Annotated in this window: 23 protein-coding genes; 6 read left to right on the top strand and 17 right to left on the bottom strand. The window is 69.9% G+C overall.

The features are described 5' to 3' along the window. Positions 1 to 22: 22 nt before the first annotated feature. The 3 genes from C4K88_RS13505 to C4K88_RS13495 all read right to left on the bottom strand — a co-directional run bounded on the left by C4K88_RS13505 (position 23) and on the right by C4K88_RS13495 (position 4,512). Positions 23 to 2,104: a putative bifunctional diguanylate cyclase/phosphodiesterase gene (locus C4K88_RS13505; RefSeq protein WP_104122131.1), complete on the bottom strand. Its 2,082-nt coding sequence runs from the start codon at positions 2,102 to 2,104 to the stop codon at positions 23 to 25. A gap of 201 nt (positions 2,105 to 2,305) precedes the next feature. After that, positions 2,306 to 3,988 (bottom strand): AMP-binding protein, encoded by a 1,683-nt coding sequence (locus tag C4K88_RS13500; RefSeq protein WP_104122130.1) that lies wholly within the window; start codon positions 3,986 to 3,988, stop codon positions 2,306 to 2,308. 143 nt (positions 3,989 to 4,131) lie between these two features. Further along, positions 4,132 to 4,512 (bottom strand): DUF2256 and DUF3253 domain-containing protein, encoded by a 381-nt coding sequence (locus tag C4K88_RS13495; RefSeq protein WP_241521932.1) that lies wholly within the window; start codon positions 4,510 to 4,512, stop codon positions 4,132 to 4,134. Positions 4,513 to 4,780: 268 nt separating this feature from the next. On the opposite strand from C4K88_RS13495, the gene C4K88_RS13490 reads away from it, so the two are divergent. Then, positions 4,781 to 6,343, top strand: a complete 1,563-nt coding sequence (locus tag C4K88_RS13490; protein ID WP_104122128.1) for a GGDEF domain-containing protein — start codon at positions 4,781 to 4,783, stop codon at positions 6,341 to 6,343. A 75-nt stretch (positions 6,344 to 6,418) separates the two neighbouring features. Here the strand turns inward: C4K88_RS13490 and C4K88_RS13485 are convergent, their stop codons facing one another. The 3 genes from C4K88_RS13485 to C4K88_RS13475 form a co-directional block, all read right to left on the bottom strand. Beyond that, positions 6,419 to 7,519, bottom strand: coding sequence for a PQQ-dependent sugar dehydrogenase (locus C4K88_RS13485; protein WP_104122127.1), 1,101 nt, complete (start codon positions 7,517 to 7,519; stop codon positions 6,419 to 6,421). Positions 7,520 to 7,637: 118 nt separating this feature from the next. Next, positions 7,638 to 8,402 carry a MerR family transcriptional regulator gene (locus C4K88_RS13480; protein WP_104122256.1) on the bottom strand — a complete coding sequence of 255 codons (765 nt, stop codon included), beginning with the start codon at positions 8,400 to 8,402 and terminating at the stop codon, positions 7,638 to 7,640. Positions 8,403 to 8,485: 83 nt separating this feature from the next. Next, a complete protein-coding gene (locus tag C4K88_RS13475) occupies positions 8,486 to 8,752 on the bottom strand; it encodes a hypothetical protein (RefSeq protein WP_146065693.1) in 267 nt (88 codons plus the stop codon). Between the two features lie 150 nt (positions 8,753 to 8,902). Between C4K88_RS13475 and C4K88_RS13470 the strand changes: the two genes are divergently transcribed. Next, positions 8,903 to 9,334, top strand: a complete 432-nt coding sequence (locus C4K88_RS13470) for a helix-turn-helix domain-containing protein (protein ID WP_104122125.1) — start codon at positions 8,903 to 8,905, stop codon at positions 9,332 to 9,334. Between the two features lie 13 nt (positions 9,335 to 9,347). Here C4K88_RS13470 and C4K88_RS13465 read toward each other — a convergent pair whose 3' ends face one another. Then, the gene (locus C4K88_RS13465) at positions 9,348 to 10,577 is read right to left on the bottom strand and encodes a PucR family transcriptional regulator (RefSeq protein ID WP_104122255.1); all 1,230 of its coding nucleotides are present in this window, start codon (positions 10,575 to 10,577) and stop codon (positions 9,348 to 9,350) included. 263 nt (positions 10,578 to 10,840) lie between these two features. Between C4K88_RS13465 and ald the strand changes: the two genes are divergently transcribed. Then, positions 10,841 to 11,953, top strand: coding sequence for an alanine dehydrogenase (ald, locus tag C4K88_RS13460; protein WP_104122124.1), 1,113 nt, complete (start codon positions 10,841 to 10,843; stop codon positions 11,951 to 11,953). Positions 11,954 to 12,041: 88 nt separating this feature from the next. On the opposite strand, the gene C4K88_RS13455 is transcribed toward ald, so the two are convergent. From C4K88_RS13455 to C4K88_RS13445, 3 genes are all read right to left on the bottom strand, one after another. Further along, positions 12,042 to 13,061 (bottom strand): Gfo/Idh/MocA family protein, encoded by a 1,020-nt coding sequence (locus C4K88_RS13455; protein ID WP_206604372.1) that lies wholly within the window; start codon positions 13,059 to 13,061, stop codon positions 12,042 to 12,044. Positions 13,062 to 13,099: 38 nt separating this feature from the next. Then, positions 13,100 to 13,906 (bottom strand): GAF and ANTAR domain-containing protein, encoded by an 807-nt coding sequence (locus C4K88_RS13450; RefSeq protein WP_104122122.1) that lies wholly within the window; start codon positions 13,904 to 13,906, stop codon positions 13,100 to 13,102. A gap of 69 nt (positions 13,907 to 13,975) precedes the next feature. Beyond that, positions 13,976 to 14,605 carry a TetR/AcrR family transcriptional regulator gene (locus C4K88_RS13445; protein WP_104122121.1) on the bottom strand — a complete coding sequence of 210 codons (630 nt, stop codon included), beginning with the start codon at positions 14,603 to 14,605 and terminating at the stop codon, positions 13,976 to 13,978. Between the two features lie 103 nt (positions 14,606 to 14,708). Between C4K88_RS13445 and C4K88_RS13440 the strand changes: the two genes are divergently transcribed. Beyond that, positions 14,709 to 15,269, top strand: a complete 561-nt coding sequence (locus tag C4K88_RS13440; protein WP_104122120.1) for an NAD(P)H-dependent oxidoreductase — start codon at positions 14,709 to 14,711, stop codon at positions 15,267 to 15,269. A 78-nt stretch (positions 15,270 to 15,347) separates the two neighbouring features. On the opposite strand, the gene C4K88_RS13435 is transcribed toward C4K88_RS13440, so the two are convergent. The 3 genes from C4K88_RS13435 to C4K88_RS17440 form a co-directional block, all read right to left on the bottom strand. Next, positions 15,348 to 15,539 (bottom strand): hypothetical protein, encoded by a 192-nt coding sequence (locus C4K88_RS13435; RefSeq protein WP_104122119.1) that lies wholly within the window; start codon positions 15,537 to 15,539, stop codon positions 15,348 to 15,350. Positions 15,540 to 15,567: 28 nt separating this feature from the next. Continuing rightward, positions 15,568 to 16,542 (bottom strand): lantibiotic dehydratase C-terminal domain-containing protein, encoded by a 975-nt coding sequence (locus tag C4K88_RS13430; protein WP_104122118.1) that lies wholly within the window; start codon positions 16,540 to 16,542, stop codon positions 15,568 to 15,570. 84 nt (positions 16,543 to 16,626) lie between these two features. After that, positions 16,627 to 16,767 (bottom strand): hypothetical protein, encoded by a 141-nt coding sequence (locus tag C4K88_RS17440; protein WP_167399052.1) that lies wholly within the window; start codon positions 16,765 to 16,767, stop codon positions 16,627 to 16,629. 368 nt (positions 16,768 to 17,135) lie between these two features. Between C4K88_RS17440 and C4K88_RS13425 the strand changes: the two genes are divergently transcribed. Together C4K88_RS13425 and C4K88_RS13420 are read left to right on the top strand one after the other, a co-directional pair. Continuing rightward, complete coding sequence (locus tag C4K88_RS13425; protein WP_104122117.1) at positions 17,136 to 18,104, top strand: helix-turn-helix transcriptional regulator; 969 nt, start codon at positions 17,136 to 17,138, stop codon at positions 18,102 to 18,104. A gap of 106 nt (positions 18,105 to 18,210) precedes the next feature. Further along, positions 18,211 to 19,503, top strand: coding sequence for an aminotransferase-like domain-containing protein (locus C4K88_RS13420; RefSeq protein ID WP_241521931.1), 1,293 nt, complete (start codon positions 18,211 to 18,213; stop codon positions 19,501 to 19,503). Positions 19,504 to 19,640: 137 nt separating this feature from the next. On the opposite strand, the gene C4K88_RS13415 is transcribed toward C4K88_RS13420, so the two are convergent. The 4 genes from C4K88_RS13415 to pdhA are packed head-to-tail and all read right to left on the bottom strand — an operon-like array spanning position 19,641 to position 23,707. Next, complete coding sequence (locus C4K88_RS13415; RefSeq protein ID WP_104122116.1) at positions 19,641 to 19,856, bottom strand: hypothetical protein; 216 nt, start codon at positions 19,854 to 19,856, stop codon at positions 19,641 to 19,643. A gap of 9 nt (positions 19,857 to 19,865) precedes the next feature. Then, positions 19,866 to 21,506, bottom strand: a complete 1,641-nt coding sequence (locus tag C4K88_RS13410; RefSeq protein WP_104122115.1) for a dihydrolipoamide acetyltransferase family protein — start codon at positions 21,504 to 21,506, stop codon at positions 19,866 to 19,868. A 9-nt stretch (positions 21,507 to 21,515) separates the two neighbouring features. Continuing rightward, entirely contained in the window at positions 21,516 to 22,490 is a 975-nt protein-coding gene (locus tag C4K88_RS13405; protein WP_104122114.1) for an alpha-ketoacid dehydrogenase subunit beta, read from the bottom strand. Next, positions 22,490 to 23,707 carry a pyruvate dehydrogenase (acetyl-transferring) E1 component subunit alpha gene (pdhA, locus tag C4K88_RS13400; RefSeq protein ID WP_104122113.1) on the bottom strand — a complete coding sequence of 406 codons (1,218 nt, stop codon included), beginning with the start codon at positions 23,705 to 23,707 and terminating at the stop codon, positions 22,490 to 22,492. Before pdhA ends, C4K88_RS13405 begins: the two co-directional genes overlap by 1 nt. Positions 23,708 to 23,730 lie beyond the last annotated feature (23 nt).

Raw genomic sequence — 23,730 nt, 5'->3', positions numbered from 1 at the left:
GCCATTGGTGTGCCGGTCCAGGTCAGATCGCGGGCGCCACGTTCCCGTAGAGAAAGCCCTGGGTCCGATTGCAGCCTAGTCCGTGGAGGTAATCGGCCTGGACCTGCTTCTCGACCCCTTCGGCAGTGACTTCGAGACCCAGGGTGTGCGCGAGGGCGATCATCGATTCCACGATGGGCGACCGGTCTGTCGGTGTGAGGATCTTGTCGATGAAGGACCTGTCGAGCTTGACGGCATCGACGGGCAGGGCCTGGAGCTGACCGAAGGATGAGTAGCCGGTGCCGAAGTCGTCAAGTGCTATGCGCACGCCGGCGGTGCGCAGGGCTGAGAGTTCGGCGATGACATGGACGTCAGGTTCCAGGAACAGATGCTCGGTGACCTCGAGGACCAGCTGGCAGGGGCTGACGCCCTGCTTCCGAATCGTCGCAAGCGTATTCGCCGCGAAGTCGGTCTGGGCGATCTGCAGTCCGGAGACATTGACCGCGAGGCTGCGTCCGGCGTCCTCCGCGAGCCATGCTCCGGCGTCCCGGCAAGCACGGGTGAGGACCTGTCGACCCAGTTCGACGATCAGACCGCTGTTCTCCGCCTCGGGGATGAAGATGCTCGGGGGGCACGGGCGGCCCTCCCACGTCCATCGGGCGAGAGCCTCATATTGGACGACATTGCCCTCGCGGTCCTGGACCGACTGGTAGACGGGGTGGATGTCGTGATCGTCCACGGCGCGGCGGAGACTCTCCTGCAGCCGTGATTTCTGGAGGAGAGCCTCCATCATGGGCGGCTGGAAGCGGACGAAGCGGTTCTTGCCGGTACGTTTGGCTTCGTACATGGCGATATCGGCGCGCCTGAAGAGGTCCGACGCGCCGCTGTCCGGGCAGCAGTCCGCGTACCGGCTGGCGATGCCGAGACTGATGCTGGGGCGCAGGGCAACGCCGTCAATCTCCACGGGTACTTTGAGGGCGTCCACGACTCGTTGCGCCACCTCGTCCGCGTCCTCGTTCGATCGAAGAATGACCACGAATTCGTCCCCGCCGATGCGGGCGATGATGTCGCTCTTGCGCACGCAGGTTCCCAGTCGTCGGGCGACCTCGACGAGCATCGTATCGCCGGCCTGGTGTCCGTAGATGTCGTTGACCTCTTTGAAGTCATCGAGATCCAGCAGGAGGACGGTCAGATCCTTTCGATCAGCGGTGGAGTGAGCGGCTTCCAGCGCATCGTTGAACAGGGCCCTGTTGCCCAGCCCGGTCAACGGGTCCGTGTAGGCGAGCTTGCGCAGTTCCCTGGCCCGTTTGCGGAGTTTCCGCAACGCCCGCTCGGCTTCGAGTTCAGCATGGCGCCTCGTGGTGATGTCCCGGAAACTCCACACCCGGCCCACCACGGTGTCGGCGAGAAGTTGTGGGCGGGAGAATCGTTCGAAGACTCGCCCGTCCAGGAAGTGCAGGACGTCCAGGCTCTCTGCCCATGGCTCCGCATACAACTCCTGGACCTTGGCGAAAAAGGCGTCGGGGTCGCTGAGCTGTTGCAGGACGAGACCCATGACGGCTGCATCGTCATGGGTCGCCAAGACGCTGCTCGGTATCCGCCACAGTTCCGCGAAGCGCGAATTGATCCCGGTGATACGCCCATCCGTGCCGACTACCAGAAGGCCGTCGGCCGTCGATTCGAGCGTCGCATTGAGCAGGGACACGAGCTCCTGGAGTTGAGACGGAGGTTCCGACGTGTCCTCATTCACCGTCCGCACCGACACAACCCAGCACTCGCTACGCGGCGGAGATGCGACGTGCACCTCCACCACGAGGCTGCGGCCGCCGAAGCGTTGCGCACGGGTCGTGAAGACCTGCCGCTGCAAGCCGTCGGCGGTAGGAGGTGTGGCCGGCGGATCGCTGAGGTCCTCATTCCAGGACGGAAGACATGTGCCCAACGGGACTTCCGCCAAGGCGCCTTCCCCATACCCGAACAGCTGCTCCGCCGCCGTGTTCGACGCCGTGATGCGCTGCCGTGCCGGGTCGACGAGCAGCACCGCGAACGCCATCCCGTCGAGCATCAACCGCTGGTACTCCATCGGGTTCTGCCCTACCCCGAGACCGGGCATGATCACACTGGACATCTGTGCGGCGTCCCTCCTACGAGATTGTCCTGAGATGTCAATCTATGCGAACGCTCCCAGGATCCGGTCACGCAGTCAGCGAAACGTCGGAAGGAGCGGCAGAAATTGCGACTCGAGCGAGGACCGCATGAAGAGCGGGCCCCAAGCGCCATCGAAACGTGCCGGGAAGGTGCTTCGGCAATGATCCGCCGGTGGGGCTCCTCAGGAGTCCAGGCCCAATCGTGCAACCGCCTGGTGACGCATCTCGACCTTGCGAATCTTGCCGGAGACGGTCATCGGGAAAGTCTCGCGGATCTCCACGTAACGGGGGATCTTGTAGTGGGCGAGGCGCCCACGGCAGAAATCCGCGATCGCGGCCGCATCCAGGGGGTCGGCGCCGCTTTCCAGGATGATGCACGCCATGAGCTCCTCCCCGTACTTCGGATCAGGCAGCCCGATGACCTGGACGTCCTGGATCGAGGGGTGGGTGTACAGGAATTCCTCGATCTCGCGCGGGTAGATGTTCTCGCCACCCCGGATCACCAGGTCCTTGATGCGGCCTTCGATCACGATGTAGCCCTGGGCGTCCATCCGGGCCAGATCGCCGGTGTGCATCCACCCTTCGGCATCGATCGCTTCCGCTGTCTTGTCGGGCTGATCCCAGTACCCGGCCATGACGGAATAGCCGCGGGTGCAGAGTTCTCCGATCTCGCCACGCTCGAGGACCTTCAGCGTGCCGGGGTCGATGACCTGGTTCTCGAGGTGGGGCATGGTGCGGCCCACGGTCTCGGTGCGCTGGCGAAGGGTGTCCCACGGCCCCGTCATGGTCGATACCGGAGAGGTCTCGGTCATGCCGTAACAGATGGCCACATCACGCATGTTCATCTGCGTGATGACCTTGTTCATCAGTTCGATGGGGCACAGTGAACCTGCCATGACCCCCGTACGGAGCGTGGACAGGTCGTACGAGGAGAGATCGGGCAGGGCGAGTTCGGCGATGAACATGGTGGGGACCCCGTACAGGGAGGTGCAGCCGAAGTCCTGGACGGCCTGCAATGCGGCCGCGGGGTCGAACGCGCGTCCGGGAATGACGGCAGCTGCGCCGTGGCTCAGCGTCGCCAGGTTGCCGATGACCATCCCGAAACAGTGGTAGAACGGCACGGGGATGACTACCCGGTCACGCTCCGTGTAGCCCAGCAGCTCACCGATCGCGTAGCCGTTGTTGAGGATGTTGTGGTGGGTGAGAGTAGCCCCCTTGGGGAACCCCGTGGTGCCGGAGGTGTACTGCAGATTGATGGGGTCATGCGCACTCTGGGTGGCCATCCGCAGTTTCAGCGCCGTGGGCTCCAGGCCTTCGGCCCGGTCGAGCAGTGCGGTGTACGTCATTTCCCGTGCGTCCTGCGGGACACCGGCGGTGAGGCCGGGAATGTCGTGAGCGGGCAGGAACACCAGCTCGCGCAGCTCAGGGCACTCCGCCAGCGCCCGTCGGGCCATCCCCAGGTAGTCGCTGTTGCGGTCCGAGGGTGCGACGACGAGCATCCGCAGGCCGTTCTGCTTCACCACGAAGTCGAGTTCATGGCTGCGGTAGGCGGGGTTGACGTTGACCAGGATGACGCCTGCCTTCGCCGTTGCGTACTGCAGCAGGGTCCATTCGGCGCAGTTCGGACTCCAGATCCCGACCCGATCCCCCTTGTCGATGCCCAGTGCGATGAGCGCACCCGCCAATCGGTCCACTTCATCGTTCATGGCGGTGTAACTCCAGCGACGAGGAGTTCCGTTCGAGATGGGAGCAGCTTCGATCAGGGCGTCATGAAACGGGAATCGGGCAACAATCCGCTCGAAGTTCTGGCCGATGGTTTCCTCGAGCAGCGGGACGTCAGTGTCCCCGGCTGTGTAAGCGAGCATGGTCAAAGCTACCAATGCTGTCCACTGCCTCGCCCGAAGCCACTCCGGATGAGTCCCACCGCGGTGCTGACCGATCGTGCCGGACGGCCCGGACCGTCCGCTACGAGCCCGAGCAACGCCCCGTTCCGGCTCCGCGGGTTCCCTCACCGGGCCGGACGTAGGCCCACGGGCCCCTTCGCCGTCGACGGGTCGATGACGGCTCCGCGCTGCACCATCTCCGCGACGCCGCGGTTCACGAGACGGCGGGCAGCGTTCCGGGCCGGTTCGTGCAGGAGGCCCGCATCGCCCAGGGCCCGTGCGGCGTCCGCCGGGTCGGTGGCCTGTCCGCGCGGCGCGCTCCGCAGACGCGTCAGCAGCCAGTCCTCGAGGGCCTCGTCGATCGGCCGCACCTTCCGCGCCCGGCAGGCGTCGCTGCAGTAGAGCACGGAGTCCCAGTTCCGCTCCCACTTCTTCCGCCACTCCATCCGGCGCCCGCAGGACCTGCAGTACTTCGGGTCCTGCCCCGCCCTGCTGTCCGTGGTCACGGCGATCCTTCCTGTCATCCCTGCACATCCTGCGGCGGACCGACGCGGGACGACCTGCAGCTCTGTGGTCCACCCAGCATAGGGATGGGCGTGCGGCGCCGAAGCTTTGCACGACGCGCCGAAATTCGCAAGCCCGAACCCTTGAGGTGCCGCCCCCGGCACGGCAGACTGATCACGCCAGTCCCATCCGGCACGTCAGCGCACACCATGGTCTCGTTCACGCTCCACGGTCAGCAGGACAGCGCTGCCCCGACCATCTGGAGCCACCATGAATGACGCCGTGATCGAAAGCGGTTCACTCCGCCTCGCGCAGGAGAGCGACCTCATCGCCACGCTCGAAGCCGTGGAGATCAGCGCGGACCTGCCTCGCGCTGCGGCGGACGCCGCCGAGATCAGAGCCTTCGCGGAGACGCTCGGACGGCTCGACGTCGCATTCTGGGCCGAGGTGACCGGGCTCGACGCCCTGGCACGCACGGACGGTGCGCCCGGGGCGCGGACGCGGGGCCAGGAGATCCTCGAATGGGCCACCGAGCAGGGCGACGCGCGACTCGCCAGCCGCTGTCACGCCCTGATCGCGATGATGGATCTCATCGGGGGCCACTCCGGCTCCGGCGCGGAGCAGGCTACCATCGCCGTCACCCTCCTGGACGGCACCGAACTCCCCCGCCTCCGCGCGAAGTTCCTCACGCGCCAGGCGCTCGGCCTCCTGTTCGCGGGGCTCCTCCAGCACGGCTTCGACGTGTCCCGCCGGGCGCTCGCCCTCGCGGACCAGCTGGAGGACCCCGAACTCCTGGCCCAGATCGCCTCGAACGCGTTCCACGCCGCGCTGGACGAGTCGATGCCGGACGAGGCCCGCTTCTGGATGCGGCGGCTGGAAGCCGTCATGGCCTCGTCCCCGGACCTCGAGGCCGAACTGTCGGATGTCCTCGCACGCGGCCATCTGGCGGACAACCGTCCCTGGGACGCGCTCGACGTGCTCGAGCGGGCCGGGGACGACGACGCCGCCACGTCCCAGCCGGAGACCCGCGCCACCCGGATGCTCCTGCTCGCACAGGCCCACCACGGGGTCGGCAACCTCCCCGCGGCGCGGCGCGCCCTCGACCGGGCGGAGCAGATCACCGTGCGTCACGCCCTGGAGGAGGTCGCCTCCACCGTCCTCGAGGAGCGCGCCGCCGTCGCCGCGTCCGCGGCCGATTTCCGGCTCGCCTACGAACTCCACCGGCAGTTCCACCAGGCGGCGCGGAGCCGGTGGATCGAGGCCCGCCGCTCCCGGGTGGACCACCTGTTCGCCGAGCAGAACGTCACCGAGGCGCTGGAGCGCGCCGAGCAGGCGGAGGCGGCCGTCGCCGTCGACCCCCTGACGAAGGTCCGCAACCGGCGGTGGGTGGAGGACACGCTGCCGGACGTCGTCCGGACCTGGCAGGCCGGAGGACCGTGGACCGCGTCCCTGGCCATCCTCGACCTCGACCACTTCAAACTGGTCAACGACCGCTACGGGCACGCCGCGGGCGACGACGTGCTCGTCGCCGTCGCCGCGGCCCTCCAGACGTGCGGCGGGGTCCAGCACGTCGCCCGGATCGGGGGCGAGGAGTTCCTGCTGGTCCTGCAGCAGGACGCCGACCCGGAGCAGGTGGCGGAGCGGGTGCTGTCCGCCATCCGGGAGCTCCGGTGGCCCGGGATCGACGGTGGCCTGCGCGTCACGGTCAGCGTCGGCTTCGCCGGTTGCGCACCGGGGGCGACGACGTCGGCCCTGCTGCAGGAGGCGGACCGCCGCCTGTACAGCGCGAAACGGGGCGGCCGGGACAGGTCGGCCGGCCCGTGGGCCGAGTGAGCGTGCGCTCCGCGGCTGTCCGTCCGGGTCGTAGCTGACGACCGGCAGCAGGACGGATCGCAGGAGAACCGGCGGTCAGGAGGCTCGGGCGGGCAGGCGGAGGAGCTGATCGTCCTGATCGGAGGGGTCTCCTCGCCCGTCGGTGTTGCTCGTGAGGAGCCACAGGGCGCCGTCGGGTCCGACGGCGACGTCGCGGAGCCTGCCGTAATCGCCGGAGAAGTAGTCCACGGCTCGTCCGGGATCGGAGGCCGGTACGGTGCGCAGCACGCGGCCACGGAGGTTCGCGAGGTACAGGGTGCCCTCCCGGTAGGCCATGCCGCTGGGACTCGCGATCCCGGGGTCCCACTGCTGGACGGGGTCCGTGAACCCCTCCTCGCCGGCCATGCCCTCGACGGCGGGCCAGCCGTAGTTGCCACCGGGTGTGATGACGTTCAGTTCGTCCCAGGTGTTCTGCCCGAACTCCGTGGCGAACATCGTGCCGTCCTCCGACCATGCCAGGCCCTGGGGGTTGCGGTGACCGTAGCTGTAGGTGAGGGAACCTGGGAACGGGTTGTCCTCCGGGGCGTCGCCGTCAGGCGTCAGGCGGAGGATCTTGCCTCCGAGCGAGGCTGGATCCTGGGCGGCGTCGGGCCGGCCTGCGTCGCCGGTCGTGGCGTACAACATCCCGTCGGGGCCGAAGGCGAGACGGCCGCCGTTGTGGATGTTCGCCGACGGGATGCCGTCGAGCAGCGTCGTCGCCTCTCCCAACCCGAGGCCGCCGGGCGTCCCGGTGAGTGCGAAACGCTGGATCCGGTTGCCGTCCGTGGCGGTGGAATAGACGTAGAGCCGCTGATCGTCGTCGACCGCCAGCCCGAGCAGTCCCCCCTCTCCCCCACCGGCGACGCCCTCGACCGTGCCGACGACACGCGTCCCCCCGTCATCGAGGACTTCGAGGATCCTGGCGCTGTCCCGCTCGCTGACGAGCGTCGTCCCGTCGACGAACACCACCGACCACGGCGCGTCGAGACCCGGGACGACGGCGACGGGTTCCCCCAGCGCCGTCGACCGGCCCTGGGACGGGGCGCCGTTCGGGGCCATCCGGCCCGGGTCGCCGGGTCCGCCGCAGGAGGTGATGAGCACCGCGACGCCGAGGCCGGCCGCGGCGAGGACCCTGCCGTGGGAGAAGCGGATCCTCATGGTGGCCTCCTGCTGGGTCGGGCGGAACTCGTGCCGTGCACACGAGGTGTTCGTTCTCCGGACGGCGCGAGATGGGCCATCCAGCGGACGGCCCATCTGACCCCCAGCCCCGTCCCGGTCAGGGAGCCCGTTCGAGCCACGCCTCGAGCGCGTCACGGACGAATTCCGCGCCGCCCTGTCCGCCATAGTTCGCCGCGAACCGGGGATCCTGGACGTACATCGCCCCGAGTCCGCGGAGGTACTCGGGCAGGAGGGCCCCGTCGTCGTCGAGCAGTGCGCCCGGGACGGAGGAGAGCCAGGCGACGTGGCGCCCGGCCAGGTCCTGGGCTTCCTCCCCGGTCGGTGGCACACCCCGGGCCGCGGCGTCGGCCCAGCACGCGTTGAGGTCCGCGACCTCCCGCCCGAAGGCGTCCCGTTCCGCCCCGGTCTTCCCGCGCCACCAGGTGTCCCCCTGGGCGTAGGCGTCACGGCCCCACCGCTCCTCGACCTCCTCCCGGTAGCGCGTGTGGTCGAATCCGTCGAACATCATCTCGGGCATGGGTTCCTCCCCTCGTTCCAGCGCCTCCACCGTCGTGAGGACCGCTGTGATCTGGCGGTCGAGCCGTTGCTGCTCGCCGCGGAGGTGGTCGAGGTGGGCCCGCAGGGCGGATGCCGGAGCAGCCTCGTCGCCGTCGTCGAGCACCGCACGGATCGCCGGGATCGGCAGTCCGAGGGAGCGCAGCAACAGGATGCGCTGGAGCCTGACAAGGGCCGGGGCATCGTAGAACCGGTACCCGTTGGCGCCCACGCGGGACGGTTCCAGCAGCCCGACGTCACCGTAGTGGCGCAGGGTCCGGCTCGTGGTGCCGGCCAGCCGAGCCACGGTGGTGATCGGGTAGTCCACGTCGTCCTCCTCCTCCCGCCGCACGGTGCGCCGGGAGAATTCCAGAGTAGGAATTGACGCCGCGTAAAGGTCAAGCGGACCGGTCAGCTGTACCAGAACCACTGCGGCGGCCGCCACGACTCCGGGACCGCGTGCGCGTTGAAGGTGCCGCACTCGGAACACGTGTAGGAGGCGCTCGCGGGAAGGAGGTCGGTGGAGTTCTCGGCCTGCCGCGCGGGCACGAACTCCTCGAAGATCAGGTAGTCGTCCGTACGGCACAGGGGGCAGGAGGGGGCTTCTTCGATGGGAGGGACTGCGACGGCGGAGGTGGTGGTGGTGTGCAGGCTCCGCCCGTGATCGATAGTTGTCATGAGGTTCACCGTTTCCGTAGCTGCAACCGACGCTGGGTGCAGGTACTTGGGGTACGTATACGCCGAGGATAGACCTCTGCTACTCCATGCGGAACCCTCGGACCCCACGTAAACCTCCCGCTTGCGGGCCCCTGCTGGCACAATGACCCCATGATCATCAGGGCCCCCAGATCCACGGCGGCACTTCCTCCGGAGCAGGCCGCGCCCCTGCGCCGCGCACTGGGCGGAAGCGCCGACGTCACCGTGTTCGTCGACGGCACCGCCCACCGCCTTCCCGGGGAGGCCCAGGCCGCCGTCGTCGACCTCCTCGCCCGGCTGTCCGACGGCGACGCCGTCCAGGTGAGCTCGGTCGCCGAACTGCTCACCACCTCGCAGGCGGCCGAGCTCGCCGGGATCTCGCACAGCTACCTGCGCAAGCTCACCGATGCCGGCACGCTCCCGGTGGAGTACCGCGGATCGCACCGGCGGCTGCGCCGGGCCGACGTCGAGGACTGGCTGCGCAGCCAGCTGCGGCGCTCCGACCCCTCGGGCGCGACACCACCGGCATCGGACCCCCCAGCGGCGGAGGGCGGCGAGGCGTAGTGCGGGCGCGGTCCTAGGACTGCTCGAACCGGGGTCGGGAGCGCCACCTGCGGGCCTTGAGCGCGAGGTGCAGTTCCAGGCGCACCGTCCCGGCGAGCGGGTCCGCGCCGATGATCGAGCGGATCCTCGTCAGCCGGTTGTAGACGCTGCTGCGGTGCAGGTGGAGTTGCGCGGCCACATCCTGCACCGAGCCGTTCTTGTCGTACAGCAGTTCGAGGACCGGCAGGAGTTCCCCGAGCCGGTCCGCCTCGCACAGCTCGTCGAACCGCACGCTGCCGTGCGCCGGGACCTGCCAGCCCGCCGCGCCGAGGAACTGGTACACACCGATATCGGCGAACGCCGACACCTTCCCGGGCTGGGGGTCGACGGCGTCGGCCTGGGCCGCGTGCACGGCCTGCCGGAAGGCGTCCGCGAGATCCCGGGGATCGGCGGCGGGCTCGCTGAGGCCCAGCACGAACCGCCCCGCGGGACGTCCCGCCCGTTTGGCCACCTCGCTGCGGCATCGGTCCACCACGTGCTGGAGGGCGCTCCGGCCCACCCGCGCCTCGCACAGGAGGACCGAGTGCGTGGACGCGCCGGCACTGAACAGGACGGGCTCGACGCCGACCGTCGCCTGCAGGGCGATGGTGCGCTGGAGCAGGGCGGCCTCGAGCGGGTCCTCCCTCCCGGCGCGTGCTGAGACCTCGGACAGCTCGTGCACGAGGGCTACACGCCACGGCCCGTGGCCGCCGAGCTCGCGCCAGCCGCGCAGGTCCTCCACTGCGGCGGCGACACCATGGCACGCGGCGAGGAACGTGGCCTCACGCTGGGCGCGCCGCTGGGAGGACGCCGTGTCCGTCTCGAGGAGCAGCTCGGCGAGGCGGTCGATCGTCGGGCGGATGGCCGGCAGGGCCGCGAGGATCCCCGGGGCCGGATCCTCGTTGGAGAGCTGCTGGACCCACAGGTAGCCCACGCGGAAGCCGCGGACCAGAAGGGGGACGCACACCCGCCCCAGCATCCCGAGGCCCTCGTTCGCGGGGACGGCAACCGGGCGGACGGCCTGCGCGATCCCGTGGCGGAGCTGCCACTCGCTCACGTCCGCAGGCACCTTCTTGCTCAGCAGGAAATTGACCCGGACGCGGTCGGCCGAGGTCTGGTGGCTGCTGTAGGCGAGGAGGACGCCGTCGGGGTCCTCGAGGGACAACCCGCGGCCGAGCGTCTGCGCGAGCGACTCGACGAGGTCCTCGATCTGCTGGTTCTGCACAGCCCCACAGTAGGCGCGCGGGCCCGGCCGGGACGACATTTGACGTTCCTGGGCTCGACATCTGTCGATAGCGGCTTTGCCGCCGATCTGCTAGTGGTCCACGTCACACCCTCTCCGGAAGGCGGTGTGGCGGGCTCGCCCGGCAACGGTGCCCGATCTCGCATGCCCGTCACGGCCCGGCAGACCACGCGTCGCCCCGGAAGCGCGTCGGACGGCTCCTATTCTGGAGCTACCCCGTCCCGATCGAACCCGTGGAGCACTCAATGATCATCGGCGTCCCCAAAGAAGTGAAGAACAACGAGTACCGCGTGGCCATCACGGCGTCCGGTGTGCACGAGTTCCGCGCCCACGGGCACACCGTGCTCGTGGAACGCGGAGCGGGCGTCGGATCGGCCATCACGGACGCCGCCTACGAGGCCGCGGGCGCCGAACTCGTCGACGCCGCGGACGATGTCTGGGCACGCGCGGACATGGTCCTGAAGGTCAAGGAGCCGGTTGCCGGCGAGTACCACCGCTTCCGGAAGGGCCTCATCCTCTTCACCTACCTCCACCTCGCCGCGGAACCGGACCTGACCCGTGCCCTGGTGGACGCCGGCGTCACCGCGATCGCCTACGAGACCGTCCAGGACGGCCGCGCCCTGCCCCTGCTCGCCCCGATGTCCGAGGTGGCCGGGCGCCTCTCCGTCCAGGTCGGCGCGCAGGTCATGATGGCACCGGGAGGCGGGCCCGGCCTGCTGCTCGGCGGCGTCGCCGGGGTGCGGCCCGCCAAGGTCGTGGTCCTCGGGGCCGGGGTGGCGGGCACCAACGCGACGGCGATGGCGGTCGGCACGGGCGCCGAGGTCACCATCCTCGACATCAACATCCCCCGGCTGCGGGAGATCGACGCCCTGTACGCCGGGCGCGTCAAGACGGTCGCGTCGAACTCGCTGGAGATCGAGACGTCCGTCCTCGACGCCGACCTGGTGATCGGCTCCGTCCTGATCCCCGGCGCCCGGGCCCCGAAGCTCATCACGAACGAGCTCGTCTCCCGCATGAAGCCGGGCAGCGTCCTCGTGGACATCGCCGTGGACCAGGGCGGGTGCTTCGAGGACTCCCGCGTGACCACCCACGAGGACCCCACCTTCACGGTGCACGGATCGCTGTTCTACTGCGTGGGCAACATGCCCGGCGCCGTCCCCAACACCTCGACCTACGCGCTGACCAACGTCACCCTGCGGTACGCCGTCGCGCTGGCCGACCGGGGCGTCCGCGCCGCCTTCGACGCCGACCCCTCGCTGGCACGCGGGCTGAACGTCGCCTCGGGGCGGGTGACGCACCACTCGGTGTCCGAGGCGCACGGCCTGGAGCTGGCGACGGACTGGTCGGCCCTCGTCTAGCGCGGGTCCGGTACCGGACCGCAGCCGGACCGCTGCCGGACCGCAGCAGGACTGCCGGCCTGGCCGATCCCGCCCGGTCAGGCGCCCGTCATCGGCCCGGGTACGCGGCGTGGATCCGTTCGATCAGCCGTACGACGTCGAGGGCCTGGTCCGCTGGCACGGGTGGCGGTCCGTCCCCCTCGAGGGCCGCGACGAGCCCAGCGTAGAAGGCCGGGTACCGGCCGGGGCCGACGACGAGCGCCCGGGTGTCCCCGTCGCGCCCCATGACGCCCCGGGCCGGTTCTGTGAGGGCACGGGCCGCGTTTGCGATCCCCTCCGGTGGCACCCCCGCCGCGAGCAGCGCCTCCTGCGGGTCCACGCCCGTGATCTCCAGTCCGCCCTGCGTCCCGGTGACGCGGAAACGGGGTCGGGTGAGCGGCGCGAGGGACCCCGCGTGCAGGTGGCTGGTGACCCCGCCGTCGTGCCGCAGGACCACGAACGCCGAGTCCTCGGCGGCACCCCCGCGGTCGTGGCGCAGTTCGGCGTACTCGGGGACCGCCGGCCCGAAGAGGGTCAGTGCCTGGTCGATCAGGTGCGAGCCGAGGTCGTAGAGCACGCCGCCGCCGTCCGCCGGGCCGGCGGCGCGCTTCCACGGCTTCCTGATGGAGGGCTTCCAGGACTCCATCGCCGACTCGAACAGCCGCACCTCCCCCAGAGCTCCTGCCAGGACGGCCTCCCGCACGGCCAGGAAGTCACCGTCCCACCGCCGGTTGTGGAACGGCACGAGGAGCCGGCCGGCAGCGCGCGCTGCGTCGACGAGCCGTACGCCGTCCTCGGCGTGCACCACGAAGGGCTTGTCGACCACCACGTGCAGGCCGCGCCCCAGGGCCTCAGCGGTGAGCGGCGCGTGCGTGGCATGAGGCGTGGCGATGACGGCGAGGCCGAGGTCCGGTACGGCTCGGAGTGCGTCGTCGAGGGTCGCAGCCACCACGGCGGAGGGGTACGCGGCCCGCACGGCTTCCCCACGCTCGGGGCTACGGGTCACGACGACGGCGAGGTCCAGCCCGGGATCGTGCTGGACCAGCGGTGCGTGGAAGACGCTGCCGCCGTGGCCGAAACCGACCAGCACGGTCCGGACGGGCCGTCGCGGCCTCGGCGCCACAGGGGTCAGGAGGGGTCGAAGTGGGCGCGGGGGACGGTGCCGTTCAGATTGGCGACCATCCCGGCGGCGAGCACCCGCACCTTCACGTTGCGGGCGTTGGAGGCCCGGCGCATCTTGTCGAACGCGTCCTTCTGCGAGCAGTTGTCCTGGCCCATGATGATGCCGACGGCGAGGTCGATCTCGGTGCGGGTCTGCAGCACGGCGTGGAGGTCCTCCGCCGTCGCGGCGTGCTGGGCCACCCGCACGGCGAGCTTCAGGGCCTGCGACGCCTGCACCGTGAAGGCCCGCGCGACCCGCCGGTAGTCCTCACTGAACACGGAGGCGTCCTCGGCATACAGATTGAGGGCCGCCCGCGCCTTCCCCTCGAGATCCAGGGGAAGGCAGAACATCGCACCGACGTCGTTCCGCCTGATGTGCTCCATGAACCCGGGCCACCGCGTCTCAGTACGGGCGTCGGCGATGAACACCTCGTCGTGTACGCGCAGTGCATGGAGGCACGGGCCGTCGTCGTGCTCGTACTGCACCTCGTCCATGGCCCGCGCCCTGTCTCCGCTGCTGCCCACGGTGAACTGCTCGTGGACGGACCGCTGCAGCGTGATACCGCAGTAGGTGTCGCCCTCGGTGCCGAGCGTCGCGGCGGTGAACACGGCCAGTTCCTGCAGGAAGGCGTGGACGTCGGGGTGGTCCACCAGCAGATCCTGCAGTCGCGCGGCGGCCGTCTCGGGCGGGAGGGAGGCGACGTCGTCGGCCACCACGTGGAGGCGCGGGCCGGGCACGGCGGCGTCCTCGATCACTTCACGGGAATCGGACATCTGCCCGGTCACCTCCTTCACGCTCCACCAGCCTCACTCGACGGCCGGCAGGCACCGGCGTCTGCCAGTCTACAAGGGGCCGGGCGAAGTGCGGCGGGGATCCGCATCCACCGCGAGGGCCGAGACCAGGGCGCGCCAGGACGCGATCAGGCGTGCGTTCGACATGCCCCGGCGCTCCTGCAGGTGCAGCAGCAGGCCCGCGTTCAGGAATGCCGACAGCTGGTAGGCACCCAGCTCCGGATCCGTCACGTGGAGGCCGCGCAGCAGCACGAACAGGTGCAGCCGCGTGAGTTGCTGGGTCGGGTGGTCGAGGTCCGGTCCGCCCTGCTGCTCGGCCGCCCGGAGGATCTGCCCGTCGAACCGCATGCGCTCGATACTGGCCTCGCCGAAGGCGATCAGTCGCTCGAGGGGCGGCGCGCCGGGCCCCAGCGGAGGAGGGCCCGCCATGAAGGCGTGCTGGAAGGAACGCCCTGCCTCGTCCGCGAGCGCGTGCATGAGGCCCGCCCTGTTGCCGAACCTCCGGAAGACGGTGCCCTTGCCCACTCCTGCGCGGCGCGCGACGGCGTCCGTGGTCAGCCGTTCGGGGCCGCAGGTCGCGACGATCTCGGCGGCGGCATCGAGGATGAGGCGGCGGTTGCGCGCCGCGTCGGTCCGCTCTCCGTCGTCGCCCGTGACCCGGAGCAATTCCTCGCCCTGCATGCCGCAACTATAGCTGTGGAATAAAACGGACCACAGTCCGCTTGAAGGGGGGGAAGCATCTGTCACAGTATCGGCCGCACGGCCCACAGCCCTGGGAGAAACCATGACCACCACGATCCTGACCCTCGTCGGAAGCCTGCGCGAGGGTTCCATCAACCGCCAGCTCGCGGAAGCGGCCGCCGTGCACGCCCCCGACTCCGTGGACGTCGTCACGTTCGACGCACTCAACGACGTCCCGTTCTACAACGAGGACATCGACAACGACGCCGACCGCCCCCAGGCTGCCGACGCGCTCCGCGCCGCGGCAGCCGACGCCGACGCCGTCCTGCTCGTCTCCCCCGAGTACAACGGCAGCATGCCGGCGGTCCTGAAGAACGCCATCGACTGGCTCTCCCGTCCCTACGGCGCCGGCGCGCTCTCGGGCAAGCCCACCGCCGTCATCGGGTCCGCCTTCGGCCAGTACGGCGGCGTGTGGGCCCACGACGAGGCCCGCCGCGCCCTCGGCGTCGCCGGTGCCACGGTGCTCGACGAAGCCCGGCTGTCCATCGGCAGCTCGATCACGCGCTTCGCCGAACTGCACCCGAAGGACGACGCCGAGGTCTCCGGACTGGTCACCGGGGTCCTGTTGGCGCTCGCCGGAGCAGCGGAGCCCATCGCGGCCTGATCTCCGGGATCCCCAGACGCGAGAGGGACGCCGGCGCATGATGCGCCGGCGTCCCTGTCGTTCTCCGGGACATGCGCCTCAGCGCCAGAGACCGTCCGCCCAGACGGCGTCCCTCAGATAGTCCTTCGCGGGTCCGATCTCCCACAGCTGGCCCTGCGGAGCGAGGACACCCGCGTTCTGCATCGACTCCACCTCCTCCGACGAGCAGCCGAGGGCCTCGGAGAGGTCGGTGTCGTCCATGGCCAGCACGATGGTGTTCCTTGCATTCATGGCGCGCTCCTTCGGTCGGTGGGTGGGGTCACGGAGCCGTGCGCGACGAACGCGCCGGGACGACCAGCGGCTGCCAGCTGCGTGCGTACAACCCGAGTGCCGCCTCTTCACGGGCGACGAACCCGAGGCGGTTGAGTGCCATGTGCGCCTGGTACACGGTCAGGTGCTGGGCACTGCGGCTGACGCGGACCTTGTCCGCCCGGTACAGATAGGTGTCGATGGCGCGGAACCAGCGCCGCCGCCAGTTCTGGACGGCGGACTCCGACGCCGTGGCGGCCATCAGTGCGTGGAAGCCGGGCGCCTTCGCGGCGACCTGGGCGGCCATCGCCTCCCGGACCGCCGGGGCGCGCGGGCCGACGTCGGCCGTGCAGGTACGCAGGTGACTGTCCCAGTAGAAATCCCACGAGAGCCGCCGGCGGTCCGGCCATCCGGCGGAACGGGGGCCGCGCATCATGCCCTGGGCGGAGTCGAAGAGGATCAGCGCGCCGAGCGCGGAGCGGTTCTGCATGCGGGGGAAGCGCTGATTGCCCCAGAGCGCGAGCTCGGAGCCGAGTTCGAAGACCTCCTCGGCGAGGTGCAGGCCCTCGACCCCGCCGTACTTGACGAGGTTGGCCTCGAGTTGCGGATCGGCCATCTCACGCCCGCCGGAGTAGTAGGTGTTGTCGGCGGGAGCGGTGAAGTGCTGGCGCACGACGAGCAGGGGCATGCTCTTCGCGCTGCGGGCCTGGAGCGCCCGCTGGAAGGCGCGCAGGGGTTCGAGGACGCGGGGGTGGGCGTGGATGCTGAGCCTGATCTGGCCGACGACGCCCGTCGACGGGTCCTCGCACCGCGTGAAGTACCAGCGTTTGGCGCCGAGCGCCTGGGCCTGCGCCACCAGCGGGGTGATCAGTTCCTCGATGATGCCGTCCGCTACATCGAAGCCACCCGTCGAGAGGGAGAGATGCCACCACTGAGTGCTGACGACCGTCCGTGAGGCGGTACGAACGGCGGTCAACTGGCTCATGACTCTCTCCTTCAGGGTCTGTGATCATCCCCGCTGGGGCGGGTTCCGGGGGGTACCGTCCGGGTCCTGACCCGGGGGCACCTGTTACTTCGGCCAGTCCCAGCTCGCCGCCATGGGCTGGCCCTTGGGCCAGTCCCAACTTGCCGCGCTGATGGACTGGCCTGCCGGCAGAACAGCTCCCACCACGATCAACAAGCCTGCAGTTGCGCCGAATACCTTCTTCATGGCGATCCTTCCTTGCCCGTGTCCGGGTGGTTGAGCTGTCCCCACACTGCCGATCGGCAGTGCCCGATCCAATGTGGGAAGGCCCCCTCGGGACTTGCATCGGATCGGCTTCATCAGAATGTCCGGCACTGACGGGTAGTGTCCAGCAGGAGAAGTGGCCGTTTGCGGACATGGCGTGATCAGGACGCGGACATGCTCCGGGAAGATCCGGGGCCGTGCGATCCTGACCCCGCTCCCGCGGAACGGCGCGGATTCCGGGCGTCCCCCGGACGCCGGATTGCCACTCTCCCTGGTATGTCATTAACTGGACATGTCATCTTTTTCGCACACGATTCGCCGCTGCTGCAGCGGCCGGACAGGGAGCTCGCATGCTGGGTGCGACATCGCTCGAGGTCTACCGGTATGCCGTGGGGCACCCCGGATGGACGCGTTCCGAGGCCTCCGACGCCCTCGGTCTGACGCTGCGCCGCATCGACGAGGCGGTCGGCGAGCTCTCCGACCGCCGGCTGCTCAGTCCGCAGGCCGGGAGCCCCGACGGGCTCGTCGCCGTCTCCCCCGACGTCGCCCTCGCCGACCTCGTGGACGCCGACGAACGCGCCATGCAGGAGCTCAAGGCACGCATCAGCACCCAGCGCCGGGAACTGTCCAGCCTCCTGCCCGCCTTCCTCGACGCCCGCAAGCACGTGCTCGCCAGCACGTCGGTGGAGACCCTGGAGGACCCGCACCTCATCCACCGGGTCCTCATCGACTACGGGCGCGACGTCACCGAGAAGGTGTACATCGCACAGCCGGGACAGGGGTCGACGGCGGACGTCCACGAGGAGAGCGTCCGGAAGGACCTCGAGCTCCTGGCGAACGGGGTGCGTCGGCGCACCCTCTACGACACCAGCACGCGCGACCACGTGCCCACCCGCAAGGCCGTCGAGGCGATCGCGGCGGGCGGTGGTGAGTTCGGGGTCCTCCCATTCATCCCGCTGCGCATGCTCGTCTTCGACGAGAAGCTGGCCGTCGTGGGCCGTCGGCTCTCGCACGACGACAAGGCCGCCCTGGTCATCAGGGACCACAGCCTGATCACCATCTTCACGCACCTGTTCGACATCGCGTGGGAACTCAGCGAGTCCTTCCTCTCCCCGCCCCAGGTGGTGTCACCCCTGAGCGCGATGCAGCGCTCCATCCTCCAGGGCCTCGCGAACGGACTGTCCGACGAGTCGATCGCACGCCGCCTGGACATCAACGTGAGGACCTGCCGTCGGCATATCGCCTGGATGCTGGAGACGCTGCGCGCAGACAGCCGCTTCCAGGCCGCCCTGAAGGCGCGCGACGCGGGCTGGATCTGACCGGGCCGCACCGCCGCCGGAATGCGTGCGGTACGGGGGTCCGCACGCGTTGCACCGCGAGGCAACACCTGTTGCCTGATAGTGAACCCCGGCCTAGACTCTGGGCGTGACGTCCTCCAGCGAAACCCCCACCGACTTCCTGCCCGCCGAGACCGAAGCGGCTCTCGAACGCGCCGTCGATTCCGCCGCGCGCCACGACCGGCTCTTCTCCCTGCGTGCCGCCAACATCAAGCAGTCGGCGGTGCGCGACGTCTTCGACATCTCCATCCGCCCGGGCCTCGTGTCCCTCGCGGGCGGGAGCCCGTACCTGAAGTCCCTGCCGCTCGAGGACCTCGGCCGGACCGCCCAGAAGATCATCGCCGAGCACGGGCTCGAGGCGCTGCAGTACGGCGGCGGCCAGGGCATGGACGAACTCCGGCGGCTCGTCTGCGACGTCATGGCGGCCGAGGGCATCGAGGGCGCGGACCCCGAGGACATCGTGATCACCACGGGCTCGCAGTCGGCGCAGGACGTCGCGGCGAAGGTCTTCTGCGATCCCGGGGACGTGATCCTCTGCGAGGACCCCACCTATGTGGGCGCCCTCAACACCTTCGAGGCGTACCAGGTCGACGTCGTCACCATCCCGATGGACGACGCCGGCCTCATCCCGGACGAACTGGAACGGGTCATCGCCGAACTCCAGGCGCAGGGCCGCTCGATCAAGCTGCTGTACACGATCCCCAGCTTCAACAACCCGAGCGGCATCACGATGGCCGCCGATCGTCGCCAGCGGGTCGTGGACATCTGCCGTGAGCACAACATCCTCGTGCTCGAGGACAACCCCTACGGCATGCTGCGCTTCGACGGCGAGCCGCTGAAGCCCATGCGCGCGGACAACCCCGACGACGTCATCTACCTCGGCTCCTTCTCGAAGATCTTCGCCCCCGGTGTGCGGCTCGGCTGGGCCCTGGTGCCCAGGCACCTCTACCGCCGGTTCTACCTCGCCTGCGAGGCCGTGGTGCTGTGCCCGTCCCCGCTCACCCAGATGCTCGTGAGCGCCTACCTCACCGAGTACGACTGGCGCGGGCACCTGAGCTCGATGCGCAGCCTCTACCGCGAGCGGTGCGATGCCATGCTCGGCGCCCTCGCCGAGGAGTTCCCGGAGGGCGTCCACTGGACCACCCCGGACGGCGGCTTCTTCGTATGGGTGACCTTGCCCGAGGGCATCGACACCTACCCGCTGCTCTACACGGCGATCGACGCCGGCGTCGTGTTCATCCCCGGCGCCGCCTTCACGCCGTCGGACGAGCCCTCGAACAAGCTGCGGCTGGCCTTCAGCGCCGTCTCACCCGAGGACATCGTGGAGGGCGTCCGCCGACTCGCGCCGATCCTGCGCGGGGCGATCGAGCAGAACCGGTAGTCCCGACCCTCGTGCGGCCGTGGTGCGGCTCCGTGCACGGGTTCCAGCCGCCGAAGCGCATGTCCCGTCACGACACGCCGCGTCATGGTCATCCTGTCGAGGCAGAGCCGCGCACGAGGCCCCGGTAGCGGCGTCGCCTACCTCGGCGGCCGCTGCTGACGGAGCGTCACGGCGATCGAGATGAGCGCGGCGATGATCACCAGGATCGACAAGCGCGCCACGGCCCCGAGATCGGGGAAGATCAGCTGCAGGACGCTCGACGCGATGAAGCCGATGACCACCACGAGCAGGAGCCTGCTCAGCGGGTACCGCGGTCGCGGGCGGCCCGGCCCTCCGGGTAGCTGCTGGTCCATGGCCCCACCCTAGTCGAGCAGGAGCGCGGGCTCCTCGAGGATGGAGGCGACGTCGGCCATGAAGCGTGCGCTCAGGTCGCCGTCCACGACGCGGTGGTCGAACGATCCCCCCAGCGTGGTGATCCAGCGCGGGATCACCTCTCCGTCGAGCACCCAGGGCTTCTGCTTGATCGTGCCGAAGGCCACGATCGCCACCTCGCCCGGGTTGATGATGGGCGTGCCGGTATCGATCCCCAGGGCCCCGATGTTGGTGATCGTCAGCGTCCCGCCCTGCATCTGGGCCGGCTGCGTACGGCCGGCCCGGGCCGTCGTGGCGAGGTCGTTGAGGGCGAGGGCCAGCTCCTTCAGCGAGAGGTCCTGCGCGTCCTTGATGTTCGGGACCATGAGCCCCCGCGGTGTCGCGGCGGCAATGCCGAGGTTCATGAAGTGCTTCACGAGGATCTCGTCCCCGGCCCAGGTCGCGTTGACCGACGGGTTGCGTGCCGCCGCCCAGATGACGGCCTTCGCCAGGATCAGCAGCGGCGAGACCTTGATGCCCTCGAAGTCCCGGGACGCCTTGAGCCGCTTCACGAACTCCATGGTCCGGGACGCATCGACGTCCACGAAGATGCTCACATGCGGCGCCGTGAACGCGCTCTGCACCATGGCCTTCGCCGTCGCCCTGCGGACGCCCTTCACCGGGATGCGCTCGATGCGGCCGCCGCCGAGGAGCTTGCGGTCCGACCAGAAGGAGTCCGCGCCGTCCTGCTCGGCGTCGCGCTGCGACTGGTAGCTCATGAGGTCCTGCTTGGTGACCTCACCTGCGGACCCGGTTGCCGGGACGTCCGACAGATTGATCCCGAGGTCCCGCGCCGCCTTCCGGACCGGCGGCTTCGCGAGGACACGGTGGAGAAGCTGGTTCAGCGGATTGGTCCGGCCGGGCGCGTCGGCCGTGCGATCCGGGCTGGATCCGTCGTGTGCGGACGACGGCGGAGCGGTCGCGGCCGCTGTCTGCGGAGGCGATGCGGCCGACGTCGGAGCACCCTGCGCGGGCGACGTGGGCGCGGTGACTGCCGGGGGCGCGGACGCCGTCCGGCGGGGGCGACGCTTCACGGCGTCGGCCTTCGGGCCGGTGCCCACCAGCGGACTGGGCGTCGACTCGGCGCCCCCGGGGCCGGTGGCATCGACCCCGTCCGACCGGGCGTCGGCGACCTCCCCGGGCATCTCGGGTACGGGGACCGGGGCATCGTCAGCGGCGGCGACGGACGCATTCGCGGCCGTCTTCTCGGCGGCCATTCGTCCATCGTCGGCACCGGGGCCCGACGGCGCCGCGGCGTCGTCCCCCTCAGGCCGTGCGCCGTCCGCACTTGCAGAGGTGTCGCCGCTCCGACCATCGGCGCCGGTGCCGCCGTCGCTCCCGTTCCGGGATCCCGACTCGTCGACGGCGATGATCGGCGTGCCCACCTCGATGGTCTCGCCCTCCGCGACGAGCAGTTCGGCCACGGTCCCGGAGTAGGGGGAGGAGAGTTCCACGAGCGACTTCGCGGTCTCGATCTCGCAGATGATGTCGTTGACCTCGACCGACGCGCCTGGAGCCACCTTCCACTGCACGATCTCTGCCTCGGTGAGGCCTTCACCGACGTCGGGCAGGTTGAACGTCTTCAGCGTCATGATGGTCCTTCAGTATGCGAAGGCACGGTCGAGTGCCTCGAGGATGCGGTCGATGTCCGGCAGGTAATGCTCCTCCACGCGGGCCACGGGGTAGGGCATGTGGAAGCCGCCGACGCGGATGACGGGGGCCTCGAGCGAGAGGAAGGCGCGTTCGGAGATCCGCGCGGCGATCTCCCCGCCGATCCCGCCGAAGGTCGGCGCCTCGTGGGCGACGATCAGGCGGCCCGTGCGGGTCACCGATTCGGTGACGGTGTCGAAGTCGATCGGCGAGATGGACCGCAGGTCGATCACCTCGACGCTGCGTCCGTCCTCCTCGGCGGCGGCCGCCGCGGCGAGGGCGACGGGCACGAGCGGGCCGTAGGCGACGACGGTCGCGTCCGTACCGGAGCGCAGGACGTGCGCGGAGAACGGGTCGCCGGTGGGAGCAGAGGTGTCCACCTCGCCCTTGAGCCAGTAGCGGCGCTTGGGCTCGAACACGATGACCGGGTCCTCGCAGCTGACGGCCTGCTGGATCATCCAGTAGGCGTCCTGCGGGTTGGACGGCGTGATGATCCGGAGCCCGGCGGTGTGCGCGAAGAGCGCCTCGGGGGACTCCGAGTGGTGCTCGATGCTGCCGATGCCGCCGCCGTAGGGGATGCGGATCACCACGGGGGCGCTCAGCATGCCGTCGCTGCGCGTGCGCAGCTTGGCGAGCTGCGTGGTGATCTGGTTGAACCCGGGGAACACGAAGCCGTCGAACTGGATCTCGCAGATGGGCCGGTAGCCGCGCAGGGCGAGTCCGATCGCGGTGCCGATGATGCCCGATTCGGCGAGTGGGGAGTCGACGACGCGCAGGGCACCGAAGTCCCGCTTCAGGCCGTCGGTCACCCGGTAGACACCCCCGAGTTCGCCGATGTCCTCGCCCATCAGCAGGGTCTTCGGATCCTGGGTGAGGGAGGCGCGGAGCCCCTCGTTGATCGCCTTGGCGATGGTCATCGTCGCCATCAGGCCTGCTCCCCCTCATCGGCGAACCCGGCCTCGTACTGCTGGAAGAAGCGCAACTCCTCCTGCACGAGCGGGTGGGGCTCTGCGTACACGGTCGCGAAGCGGCTCTCCAGGTCCGGCACCGTCATGGAGAGCACGGCGTCGCGGAGGGCCGTGGCCATGGCCCGTGCCTCCGCGGCAAGCTCGTCGAAGAAGGCGTCGTCGGCCAGCCCCTGCGCGCGCAGGTGGGCCTCGAGACGGACCAGCGGGTCGCGCGGCTGCCACGCCTGCTCGTCGCCGGACAGCCGGTACTTCGTGGGATCGTCGGCCGTGGTGTGTGCGCTCATCCGGTAGGTGTAGGCCTCGATCAGGACGGGTCCCTTCCCGGACCGGGCGCGGTCGAGGGCCCAGCGCGTGACGGCTTCCACGGCGACGACGTCGTTGCCGTCCACCCGGACGCCCGGGAACCCGTACCCCTCGGCCCGCCGTGCGAGGGGCACGCGGGCCTGGACGGCCGCGGGGACGGAGATGGCCCACTGGTTGTTCTGGCAGAAGAACACCACCGGGGCGTCGAAGGACGCGGCGAAGACCATGGACTCGTGGATATCGCCCTCGGAGCTCGCGCCGTCGCCGAAGTAGGCGACGGAGGCGGCCTGCGGCAGCGAGGGATCGGCGAGCTGGTCCCGCTGGATACCCATCGCGTAGCCGACCGCGTGCAGGGACTGCGCCGCGAGGACGAGCGTGTAGAGGTGGAAGTTCCGCTCGCGAGGATCCCATCCGCCGTTGGTCACGCCCCTGAAGAGCCGGAGGATGTCCGCCAGTTCGACGCCGCGGGTCAGGGCGACGCCGTGCTCCCGGTAGGTGGGGAAGGCGTAGTCCTGGGGCTGCAGGGCGCGCCCGGATCCGATCTGTGCGGCTTCCTGGCCCGTCAGGGGGACCCAGAGCGCCAGCTGCCCCTGGCGCTGCAGCGCCGTGGCCTCCTGGTCGAAGCGTCGGATGAGGGACATGTCCCGGTAGAGCGAGCGTAGGTGGGCGGCATCCGTCGCGGCGAGGTAGGGCGCGAAGTCGACGACCTCCCCGGCGATCTCCGCGGTCAGGCCGTCGGCCTTCGTCCCGTCGGGGGCGAGGACCTGCAGCATCTCCGGCGCGGGCCCCTGCTGCCCGCCGATCGCGGACTGGGCGGCGAGCAGGACCTCCTCGACCTCGAACTCCGCTGCGGGCACACCACTGCCACTCATAACCACTCCTCACGTGACGCACT

It is taken from the genome of Arthrobacter pityocampae (assembly GCF_002927275.1).
GTDB classification, from domain to species: Bacteria; Actinomycetota; Actinomycetes; order Actinomycetales; family Micrococcaceae; genus Arthrobacter_D; species Arthrobacter_D pityocampae.
The sequence above is the reverse complement of the archived record's forward strand: the minus strand, read 5'-3'. Positions and strand labels throughout refer to the sequence as shown.

Excerpts from the sequence above, each read along its gene's own strand:
- C4K88_RS13505 (WP_104122131.1), bottom strand. The coding sequence starts at position 2,104 with ATGTCCAGTGTGATCATGCCCGGTCTCGGGGTAGGGCAGAACCCGATG.
- C4K88_RS13500 (WP_104122130.1), bottom strand. The coding sequence starts at position 3,988 with ATGCTCGCTTACACAGCCGGGGACACTGACGTCCCGCTGCTCGAGGAA.
- C4K88_RS13490 (WP_104122128.1), top strand. The coding sequence starts at position 4,781 with ATGAATGACGCCGTGATCGAAAGCGGTTCACTCCGCCTCGCGCAGGAG.
- C4K88_RS13485 (WP_104122127.1), bottom strand. The coding sequence starts at position 7,519 with ATGAGGATCCGCTTCTCCCACGGCAGGGTCCTCGCCGCGGCCGGCCTC.
- C4K88_RS13475 (WP_146065693.1), bottom strand. The coding sequence starts at position 8,752 with ATGACAACTATCGATCACGGGCGGAGCCTGCACACCACCACCACCTCC.
- C4K88_RS13470 (WP_104122125.1), top strand. The coding sequence starts at position 8,903 with ATGATCATCAGGGCCCCCAGATCCACGGCGGCACTTCCTCCGGAGCAG.
- ald (WP_104122124.1), top strand. The coding sequence starts at position 10,841 with ATGATCATCGGCGTCCCCAAAGAAGTGAAGAACAACGAGTACCGCGTG.
- C4K88_RS13450 (WP_104122122.1), bottom strand. The coding sequence starts at position 13,906 with ATGTCCGATTCCCGTGAAGTGATCGAGGACGCCGCCGTGCCCGGCCCG.
- C4K88_RS13445 (WP_104122121.1), bottom strand. The coding sequence starts at position 14,605 with ATGCAGGGCGAGGAATTGCTCCGGGTCACGGGCGACGACGGAGAGCGG.
- C4K88_RS13440 (WP_104122120.1), top strand. The coding sequence starts at position 14,709 with ATGACCACCACGATCCTGACCCTCGTCGGAAGCCTGCGCGAGGGTTCC.
- C4K88_RS13435 (WP_104122119.1), bottom strand. The coding sequence starts at position 15,539 with ATGAATGCAAGGAACACCATCGTGCTGGCCATGGACGACACCGACCTC.
- C4K88_RS13430 (WP_104122118.1), bottom strand. The coding sequence starts at position 16,542 with ATGAGCCAGTTGACCGCCGTTCGTACCGCCTCACGGACGGTCGTCAGC.
- C4K88_RS17440 (WP_167399052.1), bottom strand. The coding sequence starts at position 16,767 with ATGAAGAAGGTATTCGGCGCAACTGCAGGCTTGTTGATCGTGGTGGGA.
- C4K88_RS13425 (WP_104122117.1), top strand. The coding sequence starts at position 17,136 with ATGCTGGGTGCGACATCGCTCGAGGTCTACCGGTATGCCGTGGGGCAC.
- C4K88_RS13415 (WP_104122116.1), bottom strand. The coding sequence starts at position 19,856 with ATGGACCAGCAGCTACCCGGAGGGCCGGGCCGCCCGCGACCGCGGTAC.
- C4K88_RS13410 (WP_104122115.1), bottom strand. The coding sequence starts at position 21,506 with ATGACGCTGAAGACGTTCAACCTGCCCGACGTCGGTGAAGGCCTCACC.
- C4K88_RS13405 (WP_104122114.1), bottom strand. The coding sequence starts at position 22,490 with ATGGCGACGATGACCATCGCCAAGGCGATCAACGAGGGGCTCCGCGCC.
- pdhA (WP_104122113.1), bottom strand. The coding sequence starts at position 23,707 with ATGAGTGGCAGTGGTGTGCCCGCAGCGGAGTTCGAGGTCGAGGAGGTC.